The organism is Congregibacter sp. (assembly GCF_047617445.1).
Classification (GTDB): Bacteria; Pseudomonadota; Gammaproteobacteria; order Pseudomonadales; family Halieaceae; genus Congregibacter.
Window position 1 is genome coordinate 1 of sequence record NZ_JBLGBE010000013.1, and the last position, 17,039, is coordinate 17,039.

15 protein-coding genes are annotated in these 17,039 nt (G+C 56.5%); 7 read left to right on the forward strand and 8 right to left on the reverse strand.

Annotation, left to right across the window (positions count from 1 at the left end):
• From ACI9KD_RS04980 to ACI9KD_RS04990, 3 genes are all read right to left on the reverse strand, one after another.
• Positions 1-820, reverse strand: an 820-nt coding sequence (locus ACI9KD_RS04980; protein ID WP_414980056.1) for a DUF481 domain-containing protein, incomplete at its 3' end; no start/stop codon positions are given.
• A gap of 110 nt (positions 821-930) precedes the next feature.
• The gene (locus tag ACI9KD_RS04985) at positions 931-1,728 is read right to left on the reverse strand and encodes an MOSC domain-containing protein (protein WP_414980057.1); all 798 of its coding nucleotides are present in this window, start codon (positions 1,726-1,728) and stop codon (positions 931-933) included.
• A 5-nt stretch (positions 1,729-1,733) separates the two neighbouring features.
• Positions 1,734-3,062 carry a serine hydrolase domain-containing protein gene (locus tag ACI9KD_RS04990; protein ID WP_414980058.1) on the reverse strand — a complete coding sequence of 443 codons (1,329 nt, stop codon included), beginning with the start codon at positions 3,060-3,062 and terminating at the stop codon, positions 1,734-1,736.
• An 87-nt stretch (positions 3,063-3,149) separates the two neighbouring features.
• Here ACI9KD_RS04990 and gor point away from each other — a divergent pair, with 87 nt between their 5' ends.
• From gor to ACI9KD_RS05020, 6 genes are all read left to right on the forward strand, one after another.
• Positions 3,150-4,508, forward strand: coding sequence for a glutathione-disulfide reductase (gor, locus tag ACI9KD_RS04995; RefSeq protein ID WP_414980059.1), 1,359 nt, complete (start codon positions 3,150-3,152; stop codon positions 4,506-4,508).
• A gap of 40 nt (positions 4,509-4,548) precedes the next feature.
• The gene (locus tag ACI9KD_RS05000) at positions 4,549-5,301 is read left to right on the forward strand and encodes a sulfite exporter TauE/SafE family protein (RefSeq protein WP_414980060.1); all 753 of its coding nucleotides are present in this window, start codon (positions 4,549-4,551) and stop codon (positions 5,299-5,301) included.
• Positions 5,302-5,352: 51 nt separating this feature from the next.
• Positions 5,353-6,300, forward strand: coding sequence for an ABC transporter ATP-binding protein (locus ACI9KD_RS05005; protein WP_414980061.1), 948 nt, complete (start codon positions 5,353-5,355; stop codon positions 6,298-6,300).
• Entirely contained in the window at positions 6,290-9,139 is a 2,850-nt protein-coding gene (locus tag ACI9KD_RS05010) for a Gldg family protein (protein ID WP_414980062.1), read from the forward strand. Before ACI9KD_RS05005 ends, ACI9KD_RS05010 begins: the two co-directional genes overlap by 11 nt.
• Positions 9,136-10,014 (forward strand): DUF4340 domain-containing protein, encoded by an 879-nt coding sequence (locus ACI9KD_RS05015; RefSeq protein ID WP_414980063.1) that lies wholly within the window; start codon positions 9,136-9,138, stop codon positions 10,012-10,014. The genes ACI9KD_RS05010 and ACI9KD_RS05015 overlap by 4 nt, the downstream gene beginning before the upstream one ends.
• A 61-nt stretch (positions 10,015-10,075) precedes the next feature.
• Positions 10,076-10,726, forward strand: a complete 651-nt coding sequence (locus tag ACI9KD_RS05020) for a transglutaminase-like domain-containing protein (RefSeq protein ID WP_414980064.1) — start codon at positions 10,076-10,078, stop codon at positions 10,724-10,726.
• A 20-nt stretch (positions 10,727-10,746) separates the two neighbouring features.
• On the opposite strand, the gene ACI9KD_RS05025 is transcribed toward ACI9KD_RS05020, so the two are convergent.
• Positions 10,747-11,205, reverse strand: coding sequence for an Lrp/AsnC family transcriptional regulator (locus tag ACI9KD_RS05025; protein WP_414980065.1), 459 nt, complete (start codon positions 11,203-11,205; stop codon positions 10,747-10,749).
• A 164-nt stretch (positions 11,206-11,369) separates the two neighbouring features.
• Between ACI9KD_RS05025 and ACI9KD_RS05030 the strand changes: the two genes are divergently transcribed.
• Positions 11,370-13,064 (forward strand): aminotransferase class V-fold PLP-dependent enzyme, encoded by a 1,695-nt coding sequence (locus ACI9KD_RS05030; protein ID WP_414980066.1) that lies wholly within the window; start codon positions 11,370-11,372, stop codon positions 13,062-13,064.
• Positions 13,065-13,071: 7 nt separating this feature from the next.
• On the opposite strand, the gene mmsB is transcribed toward ACI9KD_RS05030, so the two are convergent.
• The 4 genes from mmsB to ACI9KD_RS05050 are packed head-to-tail and all read right to left on the reverse strand — an operon-like array spanning position 13,072 to position 17,034.
• Positions 13,072-13,965: a 3-hydroxyisobutyrate dehydrogenase gene (mmsB, locus tag ACI9KD_RS05035; protein ID WP_414980067.1), complete on the reverse strand. Its 894-nt coding sequence runs from the start codon at positions 13,963-13,965 to the stop codon at positions 13,072-13,074.
• 21 nt (positions 13,966-13,986) lie between these two features.
• The gene (locus tag ACI9KD_RS05040) at positions 13,987-15,096 is read right to left on the reverse strand and encodes an enoyl-CoA hydratase/isomerase family protein (protein ID WP_414980068.1); all 1,110 of its coding nucleotides are present in this window, start codon (positions 15,094-15,096) and stop codon (positions 13,987-13,989) included.
• Complete coding sequence (locus ACI9KD_RS05045) at positions 15,089-15,877, reverse strand: enoyl-CoA hydratase (RefSeq protein WP_414980069.1); 789 nt, start codon at positions 15,875-15,877, stop codon at positions 15,089-15,091. The genes ACI9KD_RS05040 and ACI9KD_RS05045 overlap by 8 nt, the downstream gene beginning before the upstream one ends.
• The gene (locus tag ACI9KD_RS05050) at positions 15,874-17,034 is read right to left on the reverse strand and encodes an acyl-CoA dehydrogenase family protein (RefSeq protein ID WP_414980070.1); all 1,161 of its coding nucleotides are present in this window, start codon (positions 17,032-17,034) and stop codon (positions 15,874-15,876) included. The genes ACI9KD_RS05045 and ACI9KD_RS05050 overlap by 4 nt, the downstream gene beginning before the upstream one ends.
• Positions 17,035-17,039 lie beyond the last annotated feature (5 nt).

Genomic DNA, 17,039 nt, shown 5'->3' on the forward strand with positions numbered 1-17,039 from the left:
CGCCGAGATAGTTGCTCTGCATACGGACGTCCCAGGTACTACCTAGATACTCCCGATCCTCATCGCTGATAAAATCTTCCGTGATGTACGCAAGACCTGTTTCGGCCTCAAGCGCGAACACCGGATCGGTAAAGAACTTTCGACCGATATAAGGACCGATGGATGTTCTCAGGTCCAGGTCAGCAAACAGATCCTGCTCTGCCGATACGCCACCACCCCAGTACCAGTCACCTGTCTGAATGCGGTCGTAGCGTCCGCGAGCGGTCCAGTTCTCGGCATTCTTGATGCCATTCGCTTCATTGATCTCGCCGTAAGCTTCTGCGCGATAACGATCAACCAGACTCTCCCACCGGGTTTCAAAGCGATAGGTGAGCTCGTCCGTCTCAGTGTTTCCACTTTGGCTGTCATAGCCAAAGCTAGCCAAACCACCAAAGTTGTAGCCGTCACCCAACTCCCAGGGCTCTGGGTTGATGCGTGTTAGCTCGGCCAGAGCATAATTTTTGTTGGCCTGCTGCTCCAAGGTCAACTGTTCGTCGGCAACTTCCAGACCGGGTATTTCGAGAACGCTACCGTCTTCCATCTGCAGCACCAGGTCAGACTCGACCGTCATCGCCACAATCGCCGACTGATCAATTTCGAGCGTGCCTGCATAAGCCGTCTCAATTTTTACCTTGCCGCCGTCGGCGTCTTGAAAGGTTCCCATGACAATGCTGCCGTCCCGCAATTCAATGCGATCTACGGCAGCCGCGGTGCCAGAGAGTAATAGTGCGCAAACAAGGGTGGAGCAGGCCGTATAAAATCGGCTATTCAGTGCGTGCATGGTGATGCCTCGATATGTGTCGGATGTTCTTGGATAGGAAAAAAAAGCGGCCGCAGTGTACCAGCCTGCGCGCAGAAGTTAGATCGGTACAATTGCAGAAGTTTTTGTGGCTACTCTAGAACTTCGACGCTATCGCCGACCGCAAATCCCGCACCGACAGTCACTATGGCGTTCATACCAAAGTAGATAACGCCATCTCGACGTCGATAGCTGGCAAGCATGCGGTTGATCGCGGGATCTCGTTCGGCGGTTTGCTGATCAATAGAGGGAATCGCGCAGCGTGAACAGGGTTTAACAATCGCCAGAGTCGTTGAGCCAACCCTAAGCTTGCGCCAGCCATCCTCGGCATAGGGCACAGTGCCTCGGATCACCAAATTGGGACGAAAACGATCCATGGGTACCGGCACGGGCAAGCGAGTGTTCAAGTCATCCAAAGATGCCTGAGAAATGATCAACAACGGGAAACCGTCTGCAAAGCCCACATGCTGCTCAAGCTTGGAACTCGGCAGATAAGCTGGATCTACTGGGCGGCTCGCATCCGCTGGGCAAAACACCAAACGCAGGTCACCACCTAAATGCTCACTGAGCCAGGCGTTTACCGGGGCGTCTGCAATGTGGGCCGGCATGCTATGCCCCCACACTGTGGCTGGCACTTCGCGGTGCTGCTCACCTGGCGTCTCCAGCTCAATACTGTCTCCCGCGAAGCTCAGACGCAGACCGCTGTCGGTGCTTACAACGTCCAACAAAGCCATCTGAGGCGTACAGCGCTGACTGCAGAACTGGCCCGCACTATCGATGAACATCCAACGCCGATCGCCAGACACACCAAATCGATCAACTACCGCAGCGTCCAAGCTGTGGCCACGAGCGGACTTAATGGGATAGCGATAGATGGCAGAAAGGTCCATGCGAATCAGTGCGTCTGCGCGTGAAGCGATGCAAGGGTCTGCAGAAAGCTGTGCATCCCCGTATCCACACCAGGGTCGCTGAGTCCTAGTCGCACGACCACCATCTCCCATTCGGGAATCACTACGACGTACTGCCCAGCGTTACCCCCGGCATAGAAGAGATTGTCAGGCAGTCCATCAAAGGCCACACCATCAGTGTTTAGCCAGAATCCACGTCCGTACTGCCCCTGTGGATCTGAGGGCCGTGCAGCCACCGAGTCGCGCAACCAGGACTGGGGCACAAGCGTTGATCGTCCGTGCCAAGCATCCAGCCAGAGCTGTCCCGCCTTTAACCAATCCCGGGCTGTGAGGTACACATAACTGGATCCCACTTGCACACCGCTGACATCCGCCTCAGCCACCAGCGACTCAATACCCAGCTGCGAGCCGAACTCTCGGGCAATCCAATCTTCGTAGGGTTCGTCAACCGAGCGCTGCCAAAGGTAGCTGGCAAAAACCGTGTCACCGCTGGAATAGGCAAAGTGCTCTCCCGGTGCATAGGCTTGGCCCCGACTTGCTGGGATTTTCCACATCTCGGGTGCCGTATAGAGCATACGAGTCACATCACTACCGGGCCCGTAAACCTCCTCAAAATTTAAACCACTCTCCATCTGCAAGAGGTGTAAAAGAGTCAGTCGTGGATCGAGCGTCGGTAGATCGGACTCTCCAGCGAGCAAAGTCAGTAGCGGCTGCGATGGATCGATATTCCCACGTTGAGCCTGCATGCCCACCCAAGTAGCCATAAGACTCTTATTCATGGACCAACCCTGTAATCGAGTCTGTGCAGTGACTGGACTAGCGTATTGCTCTAGCTGTAACTCCCGGTTTGTGGCGACCAGCAGCGCCAGCGTATTTCTGGCACCCGCGTCCGACTCTGGCTCCTGAAACGCAGCATCAACGGCATCAGACTGGTCACTAGGTACGCCGGGGCCCACATCTGCGACCACAGCAGGGACTAATGGTAGTACCCCAGCTCCCGAGGCATGCAAGGTGCAGCCCCGTCCAGCAATATGTACTGCCCTTGCACTGACACCCAGCAGCGATGCAGATACAACGCCGTCAGACGTATCGGTATGCATTTTGAGAGACCCTAGCAGCGGGCCTAGAATGGCCATGCGCGGCATGATGTCCAGGTCCTTCGCAAAAGCCTCAGGCAAACCGGCAACAAACACAGCCGAACACAACTGCTTGGCGCTGTAACCCACGGCGACCTGTATGGCCCCTCGGGCGGTCCAGACACCCAAGACCAGAGCCAGTAATAGACCCAATGCCAACAGTTGGCCTAATCTCTTCATGCAACTACTCCGTGTCGCGGCTGTCCCAGTTCTAGGCAATTTATCGGTCGAGGCCTGTTAGAATGCCCACCCCCAAGAGGAACAGCAATGAGTGATCTTGATTTCGATCTGTTTGTCATCGGCGCAGGCTCCGGTGGCGTTCGCGCCGCCCGCATGGCCGCAGGCTTTGGCGCTCGGGTAGCCATAGCCGAAGACCTATACCTGGGTGGCACCTGTGTAAATGTCGGCTGCGTACCCAAAAAGTTGTATGTCTATGCCTCGGAGTTTGGCAAGGCGTTTGATGACGCTCGGGAGTTCGGCTGGGACAGCGGTGACCGACGCTTTAATTGGAGCACACTGCGCGACAACAAGAAAACAGAGATTTCGCGTCTCAATTCTATATATCGAAACATGCTTGATGGCGCCAATGCCACGTTGATCAATGGACGGGCGCGCATTATAGATGCCAACACTGTTGCCGTGGGTGAGACGCATTACACCGCCAAGAAGATTCTCATTGCCACGGGAGGCTGGCCCTATAAGCCTGAGTTTCCGGGCAATGACTTGGCCGTTACCAGCAATGAAATTTTTGATCTGGACAGCTTTCCTGAGCGCCTCCTGATTATCGGCGGCGGTTACATCGCCGTAGAATTTGCCGGAATTTTTAACGGTCTGGGCTCTCGGGTGACACAGCTGTATCGCGGCCCCTTGTTTCTGCGCGGTTTTGACAGCGATATCCGTGCCCACGCTGCCCAGGAAATTCGCAAAACCGGTGTGGACCTGCGCTTTGAGACCAATATAGTCAGTGCAAAGCATACAGCGAATGGACTAGAGGTCGAACTCACAGACGGTCGCAGCATCGAGGTGGATGCCATCCTCTGCGCTGCAGGTCGCCGGCCGCATCTTGCGGGGCTTGGTCTTGAAAATACGGATGTAAAACTCACCAGCCATGGCTTTGTCGAGGTCGACGAATACTTCCAAACCGCAGAATCAAGTATTTACGCCCTGGGCGATGTCATTGGCGGCATGGAACTGACTCCTGTGGCGCTTGCAGAAGGCATGTCCTTTGCTCGACGTCATTATGGCAACATCGAAAAAGACGTGGACTACGACTTCATACCCACGGCAGTATTCTGTCAGCCCAATATCGGTACGGTAGGTTTTACCGAGAGCGCCGCAGAGATAGAGTTCGGCGAGATCACGCTCTATAAGTCCACGTTCAAGCCTATGAAGCACACCATCAGCGGGCGCGACGAAAAGACCTTCATGAAACTGATTGTCGATGACGCCACGGACCGTGTGGTAGGCGTGCATATGATGGGCCCCGATGCGGGCGAAATCATTCAGGGCATTGGCATCGCCCTCAAAGCAGGAGCTACTAAGGCAACCTTCGATAGCACTATCGGTATTCACCCCACCGCCGCCGAAGAGTTTGTGACCATGCGCGAGCCCTGGGGCGAAGACTAAGGAGTCAACCCAGGGTACCGATTATCGGACAGCATAAATCGTGGACGTAGAACTGTGGCAACTGGCGCTGCTGATGGGAGCGGGCATCATTGCGGGCGCGCTGAATGTCATCGCCGGCGGCGGCTCACTCATGACCGTGCCGATTATGCTTTTTTTGGGCCTGTCCGGTCCCGAGGCCAACGGCACCAACCGCATTTCGATCATCGCGCAGAACATCGTGGCGGTGCGGACTTTCTTTCGCCGGGGCTTCTCGGAGTTTCGTCTTAGCCTAACGCTTTCCGCAGTGGCAATTCCCGGTGCGATTCTGGGTGCTATGTTCGGCGTGCAGCTCGACGGTGAGTGGTTTGATCGCGTGCTCGCTGCTGTGATGATCGGCGTGCTGGTATTGATGCAAATCCCCAGCAAGAAGCACGACACAGGCGACGTGCCGCTTACCCGAAAACGGCTAATCCTTGGACATGTTCTGATGTTCGGTGCGGGGTGCTGGGGCGGTTTTATTCAGGTCGGCGTGGGCTTTATTCTCATGCCAATACTGCATCGGGTAATGGGCCTCGATCTGGTGCGCACCAATATGCACAAAGTCTTTATTGCACTCGCCTACAACCTGTTTGCCATCGTCGTGTTCGCAGCGGCCGTGTCGATCCACTGGCAATTTGGCCTGGCCCTGGCTGCAGGCAATGCACTGGGCGGCTACTTCGGCGCTCGCTTCTCGGTACAGGGCGGAGAAGTCTGGATACGTCGTATCGTCACTGTCGTGTTGTTGATCTTTATTGCTAAACTCATACTCCCTTAGAGTTAAGCGCAGATCAGCTTTAATTAACCGTTAGCAATACACTGGAAGGCCATGATCGACGTAGATTTACTTACTCGGTATTACGGCAAGACCCCTGCGGTCCAACAAGTTTCATTCTCTATCGATCAGCGTCAGATCGTGGGCCTTCTCGGCCACAACGGTGCCGGCAAGACCACGGTCATGAAAATGCTCAGTGGCTACCTGGAGCCATCCTCCGGCAGTGTGATTATCGGCGGCAAAGACCTAAGCACCGACGCCCGGGAAATTCAGCGTCGACTGGGCTATCTCCCGGAGAACCTGCCCATCTACCCCGAAATGTCCATCGCTGACTACCTGGATTATGCGGCTCACCTGAAAGGTCTTCGCGGCGAAGAGAAACGTCGCGCTATTCGTTTCAGCATCGATGCGACAGAGCTGGGCGCACGCTACTTCGACCCTATCGGACAGCTCTCCCGAGGTTTTAAACAACGGGTCGGCGTGGCTCAGGCGATTCTCGGAGAGCCGGAGCTACTGATTCTGGACGAGCCCGGCAACGGGCTGGATCCTCAGCAAAACGAGCAAATGCGAGAATTAGTACGCGAACTATCGAGCCGTGCCACTGTCATCTTGTCCACACACATAATGCAAGAAGTGGATGCACTGTGTGAACGTGTCCTTGTGCTGTCTAACGGTCAGCTGGCACTGGATTCACCGCTTGCCGCACTGCGCGCGAGTCGTGAGCTACTGCTCACAGCCAGCGATGAGCATGCAGAGCTTGCTGGGCTCCTATCTCGCTTACCGCAGATCGCCAAGGTCAAAGCTCTCGATGCAACCAACAAGAAACTGACTCTGAGTCTGACCTTGCACGAGGGTGCTGTGATGGACACCGCCGCCGGCAACATCAGCCGAACGGTCGTCGAAAGTGGCGCAAAGCTCTACTCACTCCAAGCGCTGCAACGGGATTTGGAGCAGATTTTCCGTGAGGCCGTACAAGAAACGGGAGCCAGTCATGCAGCCTGATCGCGTGTTGTCTCGAGTCGCCCGTAAAGAGCTTCAACTATTCTTTGCCTCCCCCGTGGCCTGGTTGTTTCTGGCCAGCTTTATGGCGATCTGCCTGTTTGTGTTCTTTTGGGTGGAGGCTTTCTTTGCGCGCAATATTGCGGATGTGCGTCCGTTATTTGAGTGGATGCCGCTGTTGCTGATCTTTCTTAGCGCAGCGCTGACCATGCGCAGCTGGAGTGAAGAGCGTCGCAGCGGCACTTTGGAACACGTACTCACGCTGCCGGTACCCCTGTGGCAGTTCGTCATGGGTAAGTTCATCGCCTGTGCCATCGTTTTGATCCTCGCACTTGCGGCGACGCTGTTACTGCCCATTACCGTGAGCAGTATCGCGGCACTGGACTGGGGCCCGGTGTTTGCTGGATACCTCGCGGCATTCCTGCTGGGCTGCAGTTATCTTGCGGTGGGGCTGTTTATCTCTTCACGCACGGACAACGCCATCGTCAGCCTCATCGGTAGCGTTGCCGTCTGCGGTCTTTTGTATCTCATTGGCAGTGACCTCCTTCTGGGGTTCTTTGGCGGTAACACCGCCGAAGTATTGCGACTACTCGGATCAGGCTCGCGCTTTGAAAGCATTACCCGGGGCGTCATCGACCTTCGAGATTTGTATTACTACCTCGCCGTAACCGCGGCCTTCCTCGCCCTGAACATCTACGCACTTGAGCGTGGCCGTTGGTCGCAGCAGGCAAGTGCCAAACATCGTCGCTGGCGTCTGGGCATATCGCTGCTGGTACTCAACCTGATTCTGGGCGGGCTGTGGTTGCAGAAGTTTCCAGACCTGCGAAAAGATGTCACCGAGGGCAAGCTTTACTCTCTCTCTGAACCCAGCGAAACACTGCTATCCCAGCTAGAAGAGCCGCTGCTGATCCGGGGCTACTTTAGTGAGCGCTCACATCCACTGCTGGCACCGCTGGTGCCACAGCTTCGCGATCTGCTCCGAGAATACGCGGTCGTGGGCAAGGGTGACCTGCGGGTGGAATTTGTCGATCCGGCGCTGGACGGCGCCGCCGAAAAAGAAGCCAATGAGGAATACAACATTCAGGCAACGCCCTTTCAGGTGGCTGACCGTTACCAATCCGCCCTGGTGAATGCCTACTTCAATGTGCTGGTGCAGTACGGCGACGAAAACGAAGTGTTGGGTTTCTCGGATTTTATAGAAGTAAAAACTGCGATCGAAGGTCAACCCGAGGTACTGCTTCGTAATCCAGAGTTTGATATCACGCGGGCTATCCGTGACGTTCTTTACCGTTATCGCAGCGGCGGCGAGCTGTTTGATCAAATCACCCAGCCCGTAACGCTTCGCGCCTATGTATCTGATGACAGCCGACTTCCTGAGTTGCTGGTGGAGTATCGCGACGATATCCGCACCGAAGCGGAAGCACTGATACCCCAATCCCAGAACAAATTTGCTATCGACTTTATTGAGCCCGAAGCGAATGGTGGTGCCCAGGCAGATCGCATACTCGATGAATGGGGTTTTCAACCCATGGTCACTGCGCTGGGCGACGAGAATCAGTTTTACTTTTACCTGACCCTGGAAGATGACCATCAGGTCATTCAGCTCCCGACAGGGGGCTTCGATCCCTCAGACTTTGAGGACGCGCTCGAAGCGGGTTTGCGGCGTTTCGCCAGTGGCTTTACCCGCACCGTGGCGCTGGCGCTACCGGCCAGCAGTCAGGGTCAATACGGCAGAGCTCCTCAAGGACATAGCTTTGGCACGCTACAACGGGTCGTCAGCCAGGATCACAGTATTGTGATGGAAAATCTCGCCGACGGCGGCGTCGATGCCAGCGCAGACCTGCTCATCGTGATGGCCCCCGAAGCCATCGACAGCCAATCACTGTTTGCTATGGATCAATACCTCATGCGCGGGGGCACGGTGATCATCGCAAGCTCGCCTCGCTCCATCGAGACCATGGGCACCGAGCTTAGACTTCGAAAAGTCGATAGCGGCCTGACCGGCTGGCTTTCGCACCACGGCGTTAGCATTCAGGAGACCGTGATTCTTGATGAGCGCCAAGCTGCGTTTCCCTTGCCGGTAGTCAGGAAAGTTGGCGCCTATGAGTTTCGTGACATGCAGTTTGTGGATTATCCCTATCTGTTGGATGTTCGCGATGATGGACTCAACCCCGAACACCCCATCACTCAGGGGCTACCGAACCTGACCGTGGGCTGGGCATCGCCGATGAGCGTTGATGTCCGGCCAGGAATCACCAGCAAAACACTGCTTACCAGCTCTGGTAATGCGTGGCTCTCGGATGAGAGTGATGTCATGCCCAGTGTTGATGACAGCGGCCAAAGCAGCTTTAGTGGCGTGGGAAAGAGCAGACTGCGTGCCAGCATCGGCGTGACGCTTCAGGGTGAATTCACCAGCTACTTTGATGCGGTACCCGAGGCGCCCGTCGCGAGCGATCAAGTTGAGGACGCAGCGGTCGAGGCTCCAAGCTCGAGCTTGATCAGCAAGTCGCCCTCTTCAACACGACTGATCGTTGTGAGCTCCAATGACTTTGCCAGTGACCAGGTACTGAGCGGCATCATCGCAGCATCGGGGACGCAGTATTTTGGTCCCCTGGAATTTTTGATGAATGCGGTTGATTGGTCGCTGGAAGACAGCAGTCTGATGAACATCCGCTCCCGGGCGCATTTCAATCGCACCCTGCCTGCCCTGCCGCAGGACACGCAGGCGTCTATCGAATACGGTAACTACGCCGCCGCCTTGCTTTTTCTGCTCGTGATCTACGGCCTCTGGCGATTACTGCGACGAGGGCGAGAAGCACAGCTACGGGAGGTGCTAGCATGATTTTGCGTATCCTCACCGTCATCTTTCTAGCCCAAGTCGCATTAGTAACGGCGCTTTACTGGCCCCAGGAATCCGCGCCGGTAAGTCGAACTTCTTTGCTCACCACCATCGCGCCAGAGTCGGTCGATCGAATCCAGCTATCCAACAATGACGGCGCCAATCTTGTACTTGTGCGCGGCGCCCAGGGCTGGGCCCTGGATCTTGGCTTACCCGTGGACACTAACAAGGTCGACGCATTACTGGATGTACTCCTTGCCAAAAACCCCGGATTCCCTATCGCTGATAGCGATACTGCAGCCAAGCGCTTTGAAGTATCCGAAGCCAGCTTCCAGCGCAAAATCACCCTGAGCAGCGCCGATGAGCAAGCCACCGCTTATCTGGGCAGCACGCCAGCACTGCGCAAGATCCATGCGCGAGGCGAAGGCGAAAACGCTGTTTTTGTACTGCCCTTTAGTAGCTTCGATGCCCCGGTAGACATTGATAGTTGGCTGGACACTCGACTTCTATCTCGCCAAGCACTGTCAATGTTCTCGCTCTACGGCGTGGACTTTGTGCTTAGCGATGGCCGTTGGTCGCGCAGTGGCGATCAAAATTCCGACGAAGGCAAAATAACAGCAGTGGCTCAGGTTCTCGCTAATTTGCAAATCAGCGGCCTTGTTGATTCTGCCGATGACGATGCTGCCAGCGCAGGCGAAGCCCTCCGGGTCTCCCTGGGAAGCGGTGAGCAACGCAATCAACTTTCGGTACTTCACAATCCCGACTCAGATCGTTACTACCTGCAGAGCGAACGCTTTGGCGAAATATTTAGCACCAGTGCCTTTGATGCGGAACGGCTTATCGAGGCCGCATCGGCGCTGCTGGAAAGTGGCAGCTGAAACTGTCGCGGTGGTTAATTTAACGCGTTACCCTTGAGCCATACGCGCAACGGAGACAGCTGTGACACTCGATCCGCAGACCCTTTCCCCCACCTGGTTTCTCGATAGTGATAACGAATCCCTGCTCGCCTACGCGTCCCAGGCCGGCGGAAATAATAAGGATCCCCTGACGGTCGCCGAGCATCTGTTTTACGCCGTGCGTGATGGGATCCGCTACGACCCTTATCGGGTCTCCCGAGACCCCGCAGCCTACCGCGCCAGCACCATTGCTGCAGGCAGCAGTAACTGGTGTGTACCCAAGTCTATACTGCTGACTGCTTGCGCCCGCGCTCGCGGCATCCCCGCACGCCTAGGTTTTGCTGATGTGCTCAACCACCTGACCAGCGACAAGCTCAGCGAAAGCATGGGTACAGACCTCTTTGCCTGGCATGGTTATGCAGAACTTTGGCTAGGCGGTAACTGGGTAAAACTCTCCACCGCTTTTAACATCGAACTTTGCGAACGCTTCGGCGTAGCCTCTCTGGAATTCGACCCGGTGCACGGTGCACTTATGCACCCCTACGACACCAGCGGCCGTCGGCACATGGAGTATGTACGCGAGCGTGGCAGTTTCGACGACCTGCCTCTAGAGGCGATCTTCAAAACCTTCGACGAGGTTTACCCGACTATGGCAGCGCAGGAAGCGCGCCACGATACGGCCTTTCATGGGTAAGCCACTGATGCACGCCAATGCTAAATAGGCAGCGCCGTACTGTAGCGAATCTCCTCCATGACGAAACTCGCGCTGACATCCAGCAAATCAGCCTTTAGCAATTCCTGGTACAAGCGATCGTAATCCCCCATATCGGCAACCACGGCCTTGATCAGATAATCCACATCCCCGGCCATACGGTAAACCTCCAACACTCCGGGAATCGATTCCACCACCTCAGAAAATTTTGTTGCCCAAGCGGCGTTGTGTTGACTGGTGCGTACGGTGATAAACACGGTAAGCGGTAAACCTACGGCGGGGCCGTTGAGTAATGTGACGCGACCGCGCATAACGCCGGCCTGCTCAAGCTTTTGCAGGCGTCGACCACAGGCCGAGCGCGACAACGCCACGCGCTCGGCAAGATCGGCAAGCGACAAAGACGCATCACCTTGCAGAGCGCGCAGGATCCGTCGATCAATACTGTCCAATGCCACGTTCATAAGCAGTCACTTCACGAAGAATTTTCTAAAACGACAGTTTTAGCACTTTATTGATATTTTGTAGGTCATTTGTCGCGTATTTTAACAAAATATAGACCAATAAGTCGACAATGTCGCGCGCAATAGCGACTACATTATAGCTCTATTCACAGCGATACAAAGCCATGGCGCACGATCAGCTTATCCAACGCATTCGGGAATCCGTGATCGGCAGATACCTGCCGCTGCAAACGCCCTTTGGTAAAAAGCCGCTGGTCTACGCGGACTACACCGCATCGGGACGCTCCTTAAGTTTTGTAGAAGCGCAGCTGCAACGAACGGTGCTGCCGTTCTATGCCAACACCCACAGTGAGAGCTCACTCACCGGCGCTCAGTCCACCGCACTACGGGAGCAGGCGCGGCAGATCGTTGCGAATGCTTTGGGCTGCGAGGAGCAGGATCGCGTAATTTTTTGCGGTTCCGGCGCCACCGCTGCCATTGACCGGTTAATCCAGATACTTAATCTGCGCCTGCCGCGCGAACTTGACGACCGCTACGGACTCAGTAGCCACATACCAGCAGCCCAGCGACCGGTGATATTCATCGGCCCCTATGAACATCACTCCAACGAGTTGCCCTGGCGAGAAACCATCGCCGACGTCGTGCCCATCCCGCTCAACGAACAGGGCGGCATCGATCAAGAGGCCCTGCGCCGCGCACTGGAACAATATGCAGATCGACCCTTGCGCATCGGCAGCTTCTCGGCGGCATCCAACGTGACTGGCATTCGCAGCGACGTAACCGGTATTAGCCGTTTACTCAAGCGCGCAGGCGCATTGGCGTTCTGGGACTTCGCAGCAGCCGGCCCCTACGTCAGTATCGCTATGAACACTCCCGGCGCCGAGATCGACGCGGTGTTTTTGTCACCCCATAAGTTCATTGGCGGACCGGGGACGCCGGGCATTCTGGCGATCAAAGCGACGCTCGCGAGCAATGCGATTCCTGCGGTCGTCGGCGGCGGCACCGTTGGCTTCGTCTCGCCCAAAGATCATCGCTATCTAGCAGATATAGAGCGACGCGAAGAAGCCGGGACACCTGCCATCGTCGAATCCGTTCGTGCAGGCCTTGTCATAGGACTGCAACAGGCGGTCGGTGTGTCAAACATCGAAGCACTCGAGCAAGGCTACGTACATCGCGCAATGGAGCGGCTATCGGCGCATCCCAACATTGACGTTCTGGGTCCCAAAGACGCCGAGCGCCTGGCGATTTTCTCGCTGCGTATTACGCATGAGAGTCTGGAGCTTCACTACGGCTTTGTCGTCGCCCTACTCAATGACCTGTTTGGCATCCAAGCCCGCGGCGGCTGCTCCTGTGCTGGCCCCTACGGGCATCGACTGCTTAACTTGAGTGAACATCAGTCCGCGGCATTGGATCAGCAGATTGTCCAAGGACATGTCGCCCTGCGCCCAGGCTGGGTGCGCCTCAGCTTCAATTACTTTATTGGCGACGCGGAGTTTGACTACCTGTTGAGCGCGCTCGAACTGATTGCACAGCATGGACACAAGCTCCTGGCTAGCTACTGCCTGGACCAGCAGTCGGGCCTCTGGCGTCACCGTGATGAGATCCGCGTTCTGCCAGTGCAATTAGACCCTGCCAACACCGACGACAGTGCCTCACCGAGGCAAGTGTCTATACCGGACTTTGCTGCGCTGCTGCATGAAGCACAAAAAATACTGCAAGCGGGGGCTAGCGCAGAACAGCTGGCCGACGCCTCTTTGGAGTATGGGCAGCACCCCTGTGATGACTTGCGTTGGTTTCTTACTACGGACGATCTTGCAAACGGCAAAGCCGCGCAAGCTCTCCCTGAGGCTGTGGCTTGATGCAGGCCTAACTGTCGCTGCGATAACGCTCAAGCACGCTGGAAAAATCCCGACTACCGTTGCCGGCACTTTGATGCTCGCTGTATAGCGTCTGGGCAAGCTGCCCCATGCGATTGTCGATGCCGGCAGTTTTTGCGACATCCATCGCAAGACCCAGATCCTTGGCCATGAGATCCACCATGAAGCCGGGCTGATAGTCATTGCTCGCCGAACTCCCCTCCATCACCTCGGGCCAGGGGTTGTAGACTTCCAAAGACCAGTTGCGACCAGAGCTTGCGAGCATGATCTCGGACAGGCGCGCAGGATCCAGTCCGTGGCGCTCACCCATGGCCAAAGCCTCGCAGGTGCCCAGCATGTGGACTGCAAGCAGCATGTTGTTGCAGGCTTTGGCGACCTGTCCTGCGCCGGCAGGGCCCGCGTGAAAACTGGCCCGACCCATGACATCCAGCACCGTTTGAGCCTTCTCGAACACGCCCGCATCACCGCCACACATAAACGCCAGAGTTCCAGCCTGCGCCGCAGCCACGCCGCCGGATACCGGTGCATCCAAAAAGCCAATACCGCGTGCAGCCGCTGCTTCGCCAACCTCTCGGGCAGTCTCGGCATCGATAGTCGAACAATCCAGCACCGTGGTAGTCGCATCCAGTTTGGCCAAAAGACCTTCATCGCCAAGATACAAACCGGCCACGTGTTTACCCGCCGGCAACATGCTGATCAAAAAGTCCACGGACTGCAATGCTTCCGCTGCAGAAGCAGCGACCGTGGCGCCCTGCTTGGCCAGCGCCGCACAAGCCTCATCGGAAAGATCAAACACCGTCACCGAAAAATTAGCGGCTAGCAGGTTCGCTGCCATGGGCCCGCCCATATTCCCAAGTCCAATAAAAGCTACGCGTGCTTGCATCGTTGTATCCCTTAAAAGCGCTTAAAGATCAGCGAGTGGATTTTGGGGCCACGGCGCGGTAAAGAACTGCGCCAGTAAGTCGACCGGTACGGCGCGGGAATCCGCGTAGATCCAGGCAGGGCTTCGATCCTTGTCGATCAGTAGTGCGCGAACCCCTTCGGCAAACTCCGGATGCCGCATGATGTTAGTCCCGAGCTGCACCTCGCTCTGAAACACCTCTTTGAGTGAACTGTGCCGGGTCTCAAACAATTGACGGTCGATCCACAGCGCTGCCAACTTGGATCCGTAAATCAGTCCGTCTCGTGCCTTGGCCAACCAACGGTCCTCGGTGTCCAGACCTGTAATACGATCGATGACATCGTGAATATCATCGCCATCACACAAGGCGTTGATAGCAGGTAGATGGGCTTCCACCTGAGCGGCAGGCAACTCAGCCGTTGTGCTGTCGCTAAAGCCACGCAATACGTGACGCATGTGGCCGTGATTGGCCTTGATATCAGTCTCCCACTCCACCGCCTGCAAGGCAGACATCACGGCTTCTTTTTGGTCGGCACCGACAAATCGATCCGCCAAACCACAGAACAATGCGTCCGTGGCATTCACGGACGCCGCGGTCAGTGCCAAAAAGCGCCCACTGGCGCCGGGCATGTGATTCAAGAACCAGCTGCCGCCCACATCCGGGAATAACGCGATGCTCACTTCGGGCATGGCTATGCGGGTCGCCTCGGTGACCACTCGATGTGAACATCCGGCCATCACACCGAGTCCGCCGCCCATGACAATGCCATGTCCCCAGCAAAGAATAGGTTTGGAATAGGTATGCAGCGCGTAGTTCATGCGGTATTCCCGCGCAAAAAATGTTTCGGCGTAGTCGCAGGGACCGCCCGGCGTACCCGAGGATGAGGCGTGTAAGGCATGCACATCGCCGCCGGCGCAAAACGCTTTCTCACCGCCCCCGTCGATAACAATTGCGGCAACGTTGGGATCGTCTCTCCACTCATCGAGGGCGGCCTGAATAAGATCGACCATCTCACGAGTGAGCGAGTTAAGCGTTTCGGGACTATTAAGTGTCAGGCGACCCAGTTTGCCGGTGCCGGCAGACTCAACCCTAACCCATACTGAATCAGGCATTCTTCCACTCCGGCTCGCGCCTCTCGAGGAAGGCATTCACGCCCTCGCGCTGATCTTCGGTACTAAAGAGTTCGACGAACAGATCACGCTCTGCAGCCAGGCCATCGCCAATGGCCTTGTCGCGTGCGCTGTGGATCAGCTTCTTGCACCGCGCCACGGCGCTGGGACTTTGCTGCGCGGCCTGAGCGGCCAAAGCGAGTGCGCGCTCTAGGGCCGAGCCGGTTTCCACGACCTCTTCAACCAGACCAATGCGCTCTGCAGTAGCTGCATCAACACGCTCATTGCACAAAATCATGCGCTTGGCCCAACCCTCCCCGACTAGCTGAGCCAGACGCTGGGTACCGCCAGCGCAGGGCAGTAAGCCCACCCGGGCTTCAGGCAGAGCAAGCTTTGCCTGCTGCTCGCAAATACGGATGTCGCAAGCAAGGGCAACCTCCAGACCACCACCCATGGCAAAGCCATTGATGGCCGCTACGGACACGCCGCGAAAATCAGCCAGAACCTCAAAAGCCTCTCCAAACAAACGCGCCATCGCTCCCGCAGTTTCGGGGTCCCCGTCGGCAAACAGCTTTAGATCAGCGCCCGCAGAGAAAAACTTCTCGCCTGCGCCGGTAAGAACCAATGCGTAAATGTCGGACTGGGCATTCAGCTCGACCACTAAATCTCTTAACGCCGGGAGACTCTCGGTGTCCCAGGTATTGGCTGCTGGGTTGTCGATGGTCACCAGCGCCGTGTGATCCCGCTGCTCTACAATCAGTTTGGAAGAGTTGCTGCTAATCATCGAATAACCTCCAGTGCGCCGTCCATCATCAGCTTGCGAGCGATGATGACGCGCATGATTTCATTGGTGCCTTCGAGTATTTGGTGGACGCGGGTGTCACGCACATGCCGCTCCATGGGGTACTCACGAATATAGCCATAGCCGCCAAATAGCTGCAGCGCGTCGTTACACACGCGAAAACCAAGATCTGTAGCGAGGCGTTTTGCCATCGCGCAATAAGTAGTGGCCTGAGCGTCTTTACTATCGAGCTTGCTAGCCGCCAAGCGAACCATCTGCCGCGCGGCGACCACCTCGGTAAGCATGTCGGCAAGCTTGAATTGGGTGGCCTGAAACTCAGCAATCGCCTGACCGAACTGTTCCCGCTCGGCGACATAGGCCGCCGCTTCCTGCAGCGCTTGTTGCGCGGTGCCCACACTGCAGGTCGCGATATTGATGCGCCCGCCATCAAGCCCTTCCATGGCAATGGCAAAGCCCTGACCCTCCTGGCCCAGACGGTTTGCCTGGGGCACTCGGACATTATCGAAGGTGATCATGCGGGTGGGCTGTGCATTCCAACCCATTTTTTCTTCTTTCTTGCCGTAGATGACTCCGGGAGCGTCCGCGGGTACGAGCAATGCAGTAATCCCCTTAGGGCCGGTATCACCGGTGCGCAGCATGACCACGAGGACATCAGTTTCACCTGCACCGGAAATAAACACCTTGCTACCGTTAACAAGGTAATCATCACCGTCTTTGTCGGCACGCGTGCGCAGCGATGCTGCATCCGAGCCGGCACCGGGTTCTGTCAGGCAGTAGGACGCTAACGTCTTACCCATCACCAAATCGGGACACCACTGCTCGATAACCCCAGGACTGCAGTAGCGCCCGATCATGCTGGTCGCCATATTGTGAATCGTCAGAAAAGCCGCCGTAGTTGTGCAGCCACGAGACAGCTCCTCAACAATCAGACTCGCATCCAGACGTGAGAGTGCCAATCCACCGGCGTCCTCGGGGGTATACATCCCCATGAATCCAAGCTCTCCGGCTGCCGCAAGCGCGTCTTTAGGAAAGATCGATTCGGCATCCCAAAGGGCCGCATTCGGCGCGAGCACGCCATCAGAAAATGCCCGGGCACTGCCTACAAAGGCTTGCTGCTCATCACTCAGAGAAAAATCCATGGGGC

Coding starts and splice junctions, on each gene's coding strand:
- ACI9KD_RS04985 (WP_414980057.1), bottom strand. CDS start 1,728: ATGGACCTTTCTGCCATCTATCGCTATCCCATTAAGTCCGCTCGTGGC.
- ACI9KD_RS04990 (WP_414980058.1), bottom strand. CDS start 3,062: ATGAAGAGATTAGGCCAACTGTTGGCATTGGGTCTATTACTGGCTCTG.
- gor (WP_414980059.1), top strand. CDS start 3,150: ATGAGTGATCTTGATTTCGATCTGTTTGTCATCGGCGCAGGCTCCGGT.
- ACI9KD_RS05005 (WP_414980061.1), top strand. CDS start 5,353: ATGATCGACGTAGATTTACTTACTCGGTATTACGGCAAGACCCCTGCG.
- ACI9KD_RS05010 (WP_414980062.1), top strand. CDS start 6,290: ATGCAGCCTGATCGCGTGTTGTCTCGAGTCGCCCGTAAAGAGCTTCAA.
- ACI9KD_RS05015 (WP_414980063.1), top strand. CDS start 9,136: ATGATTTTGCGTATCCTCACCGTCATCTTTCTAGCCCAAGTCGCATTA.
- ACI9KD_RS05025 (WP_414980065.1), bottom strand. CDS start 11,205: ATGAACGTGGCATTGGACAGTATTGATCGACGGATCCTGCGCGCTCTG.
- ACI9KD_RS05030 (WP_414980066.1), top strand. CDS start 11,370: ATGGCGCACGATCAGCTTATCCAACGCATTCGGGAATCCGTGATCGGC.
- mmsB (WP_414980067.1), bottom strand. CDS start 13,965: ATGCAAGCACGCGTAGCTTTTATTGGACTTGGGAATATGGGCGGGCCC.
- ACI9KD_RS05040 (WP_414980068.1), bottom strand. CDS start 15,096: ATGCCTGATTCAGTATGGGTTAGGGTTGAGTCTGCCGGCACCGGCAAA.
- ACI9KD_RS05045 (WP_414980069.1), bottom strand. CDS start 15,877: ATGATTAGCAGCAACTCTTCCAAACTGATTGTAGAGCAGCGGGATCAC.
- ACI9KD_RS05050 (WP_414980070.1), bottom strand. CDS start 17,034: ATGGATTTTTCTCTGAGTGATGAGCAGCAAGCCTTTGTAGGCAGTGCC.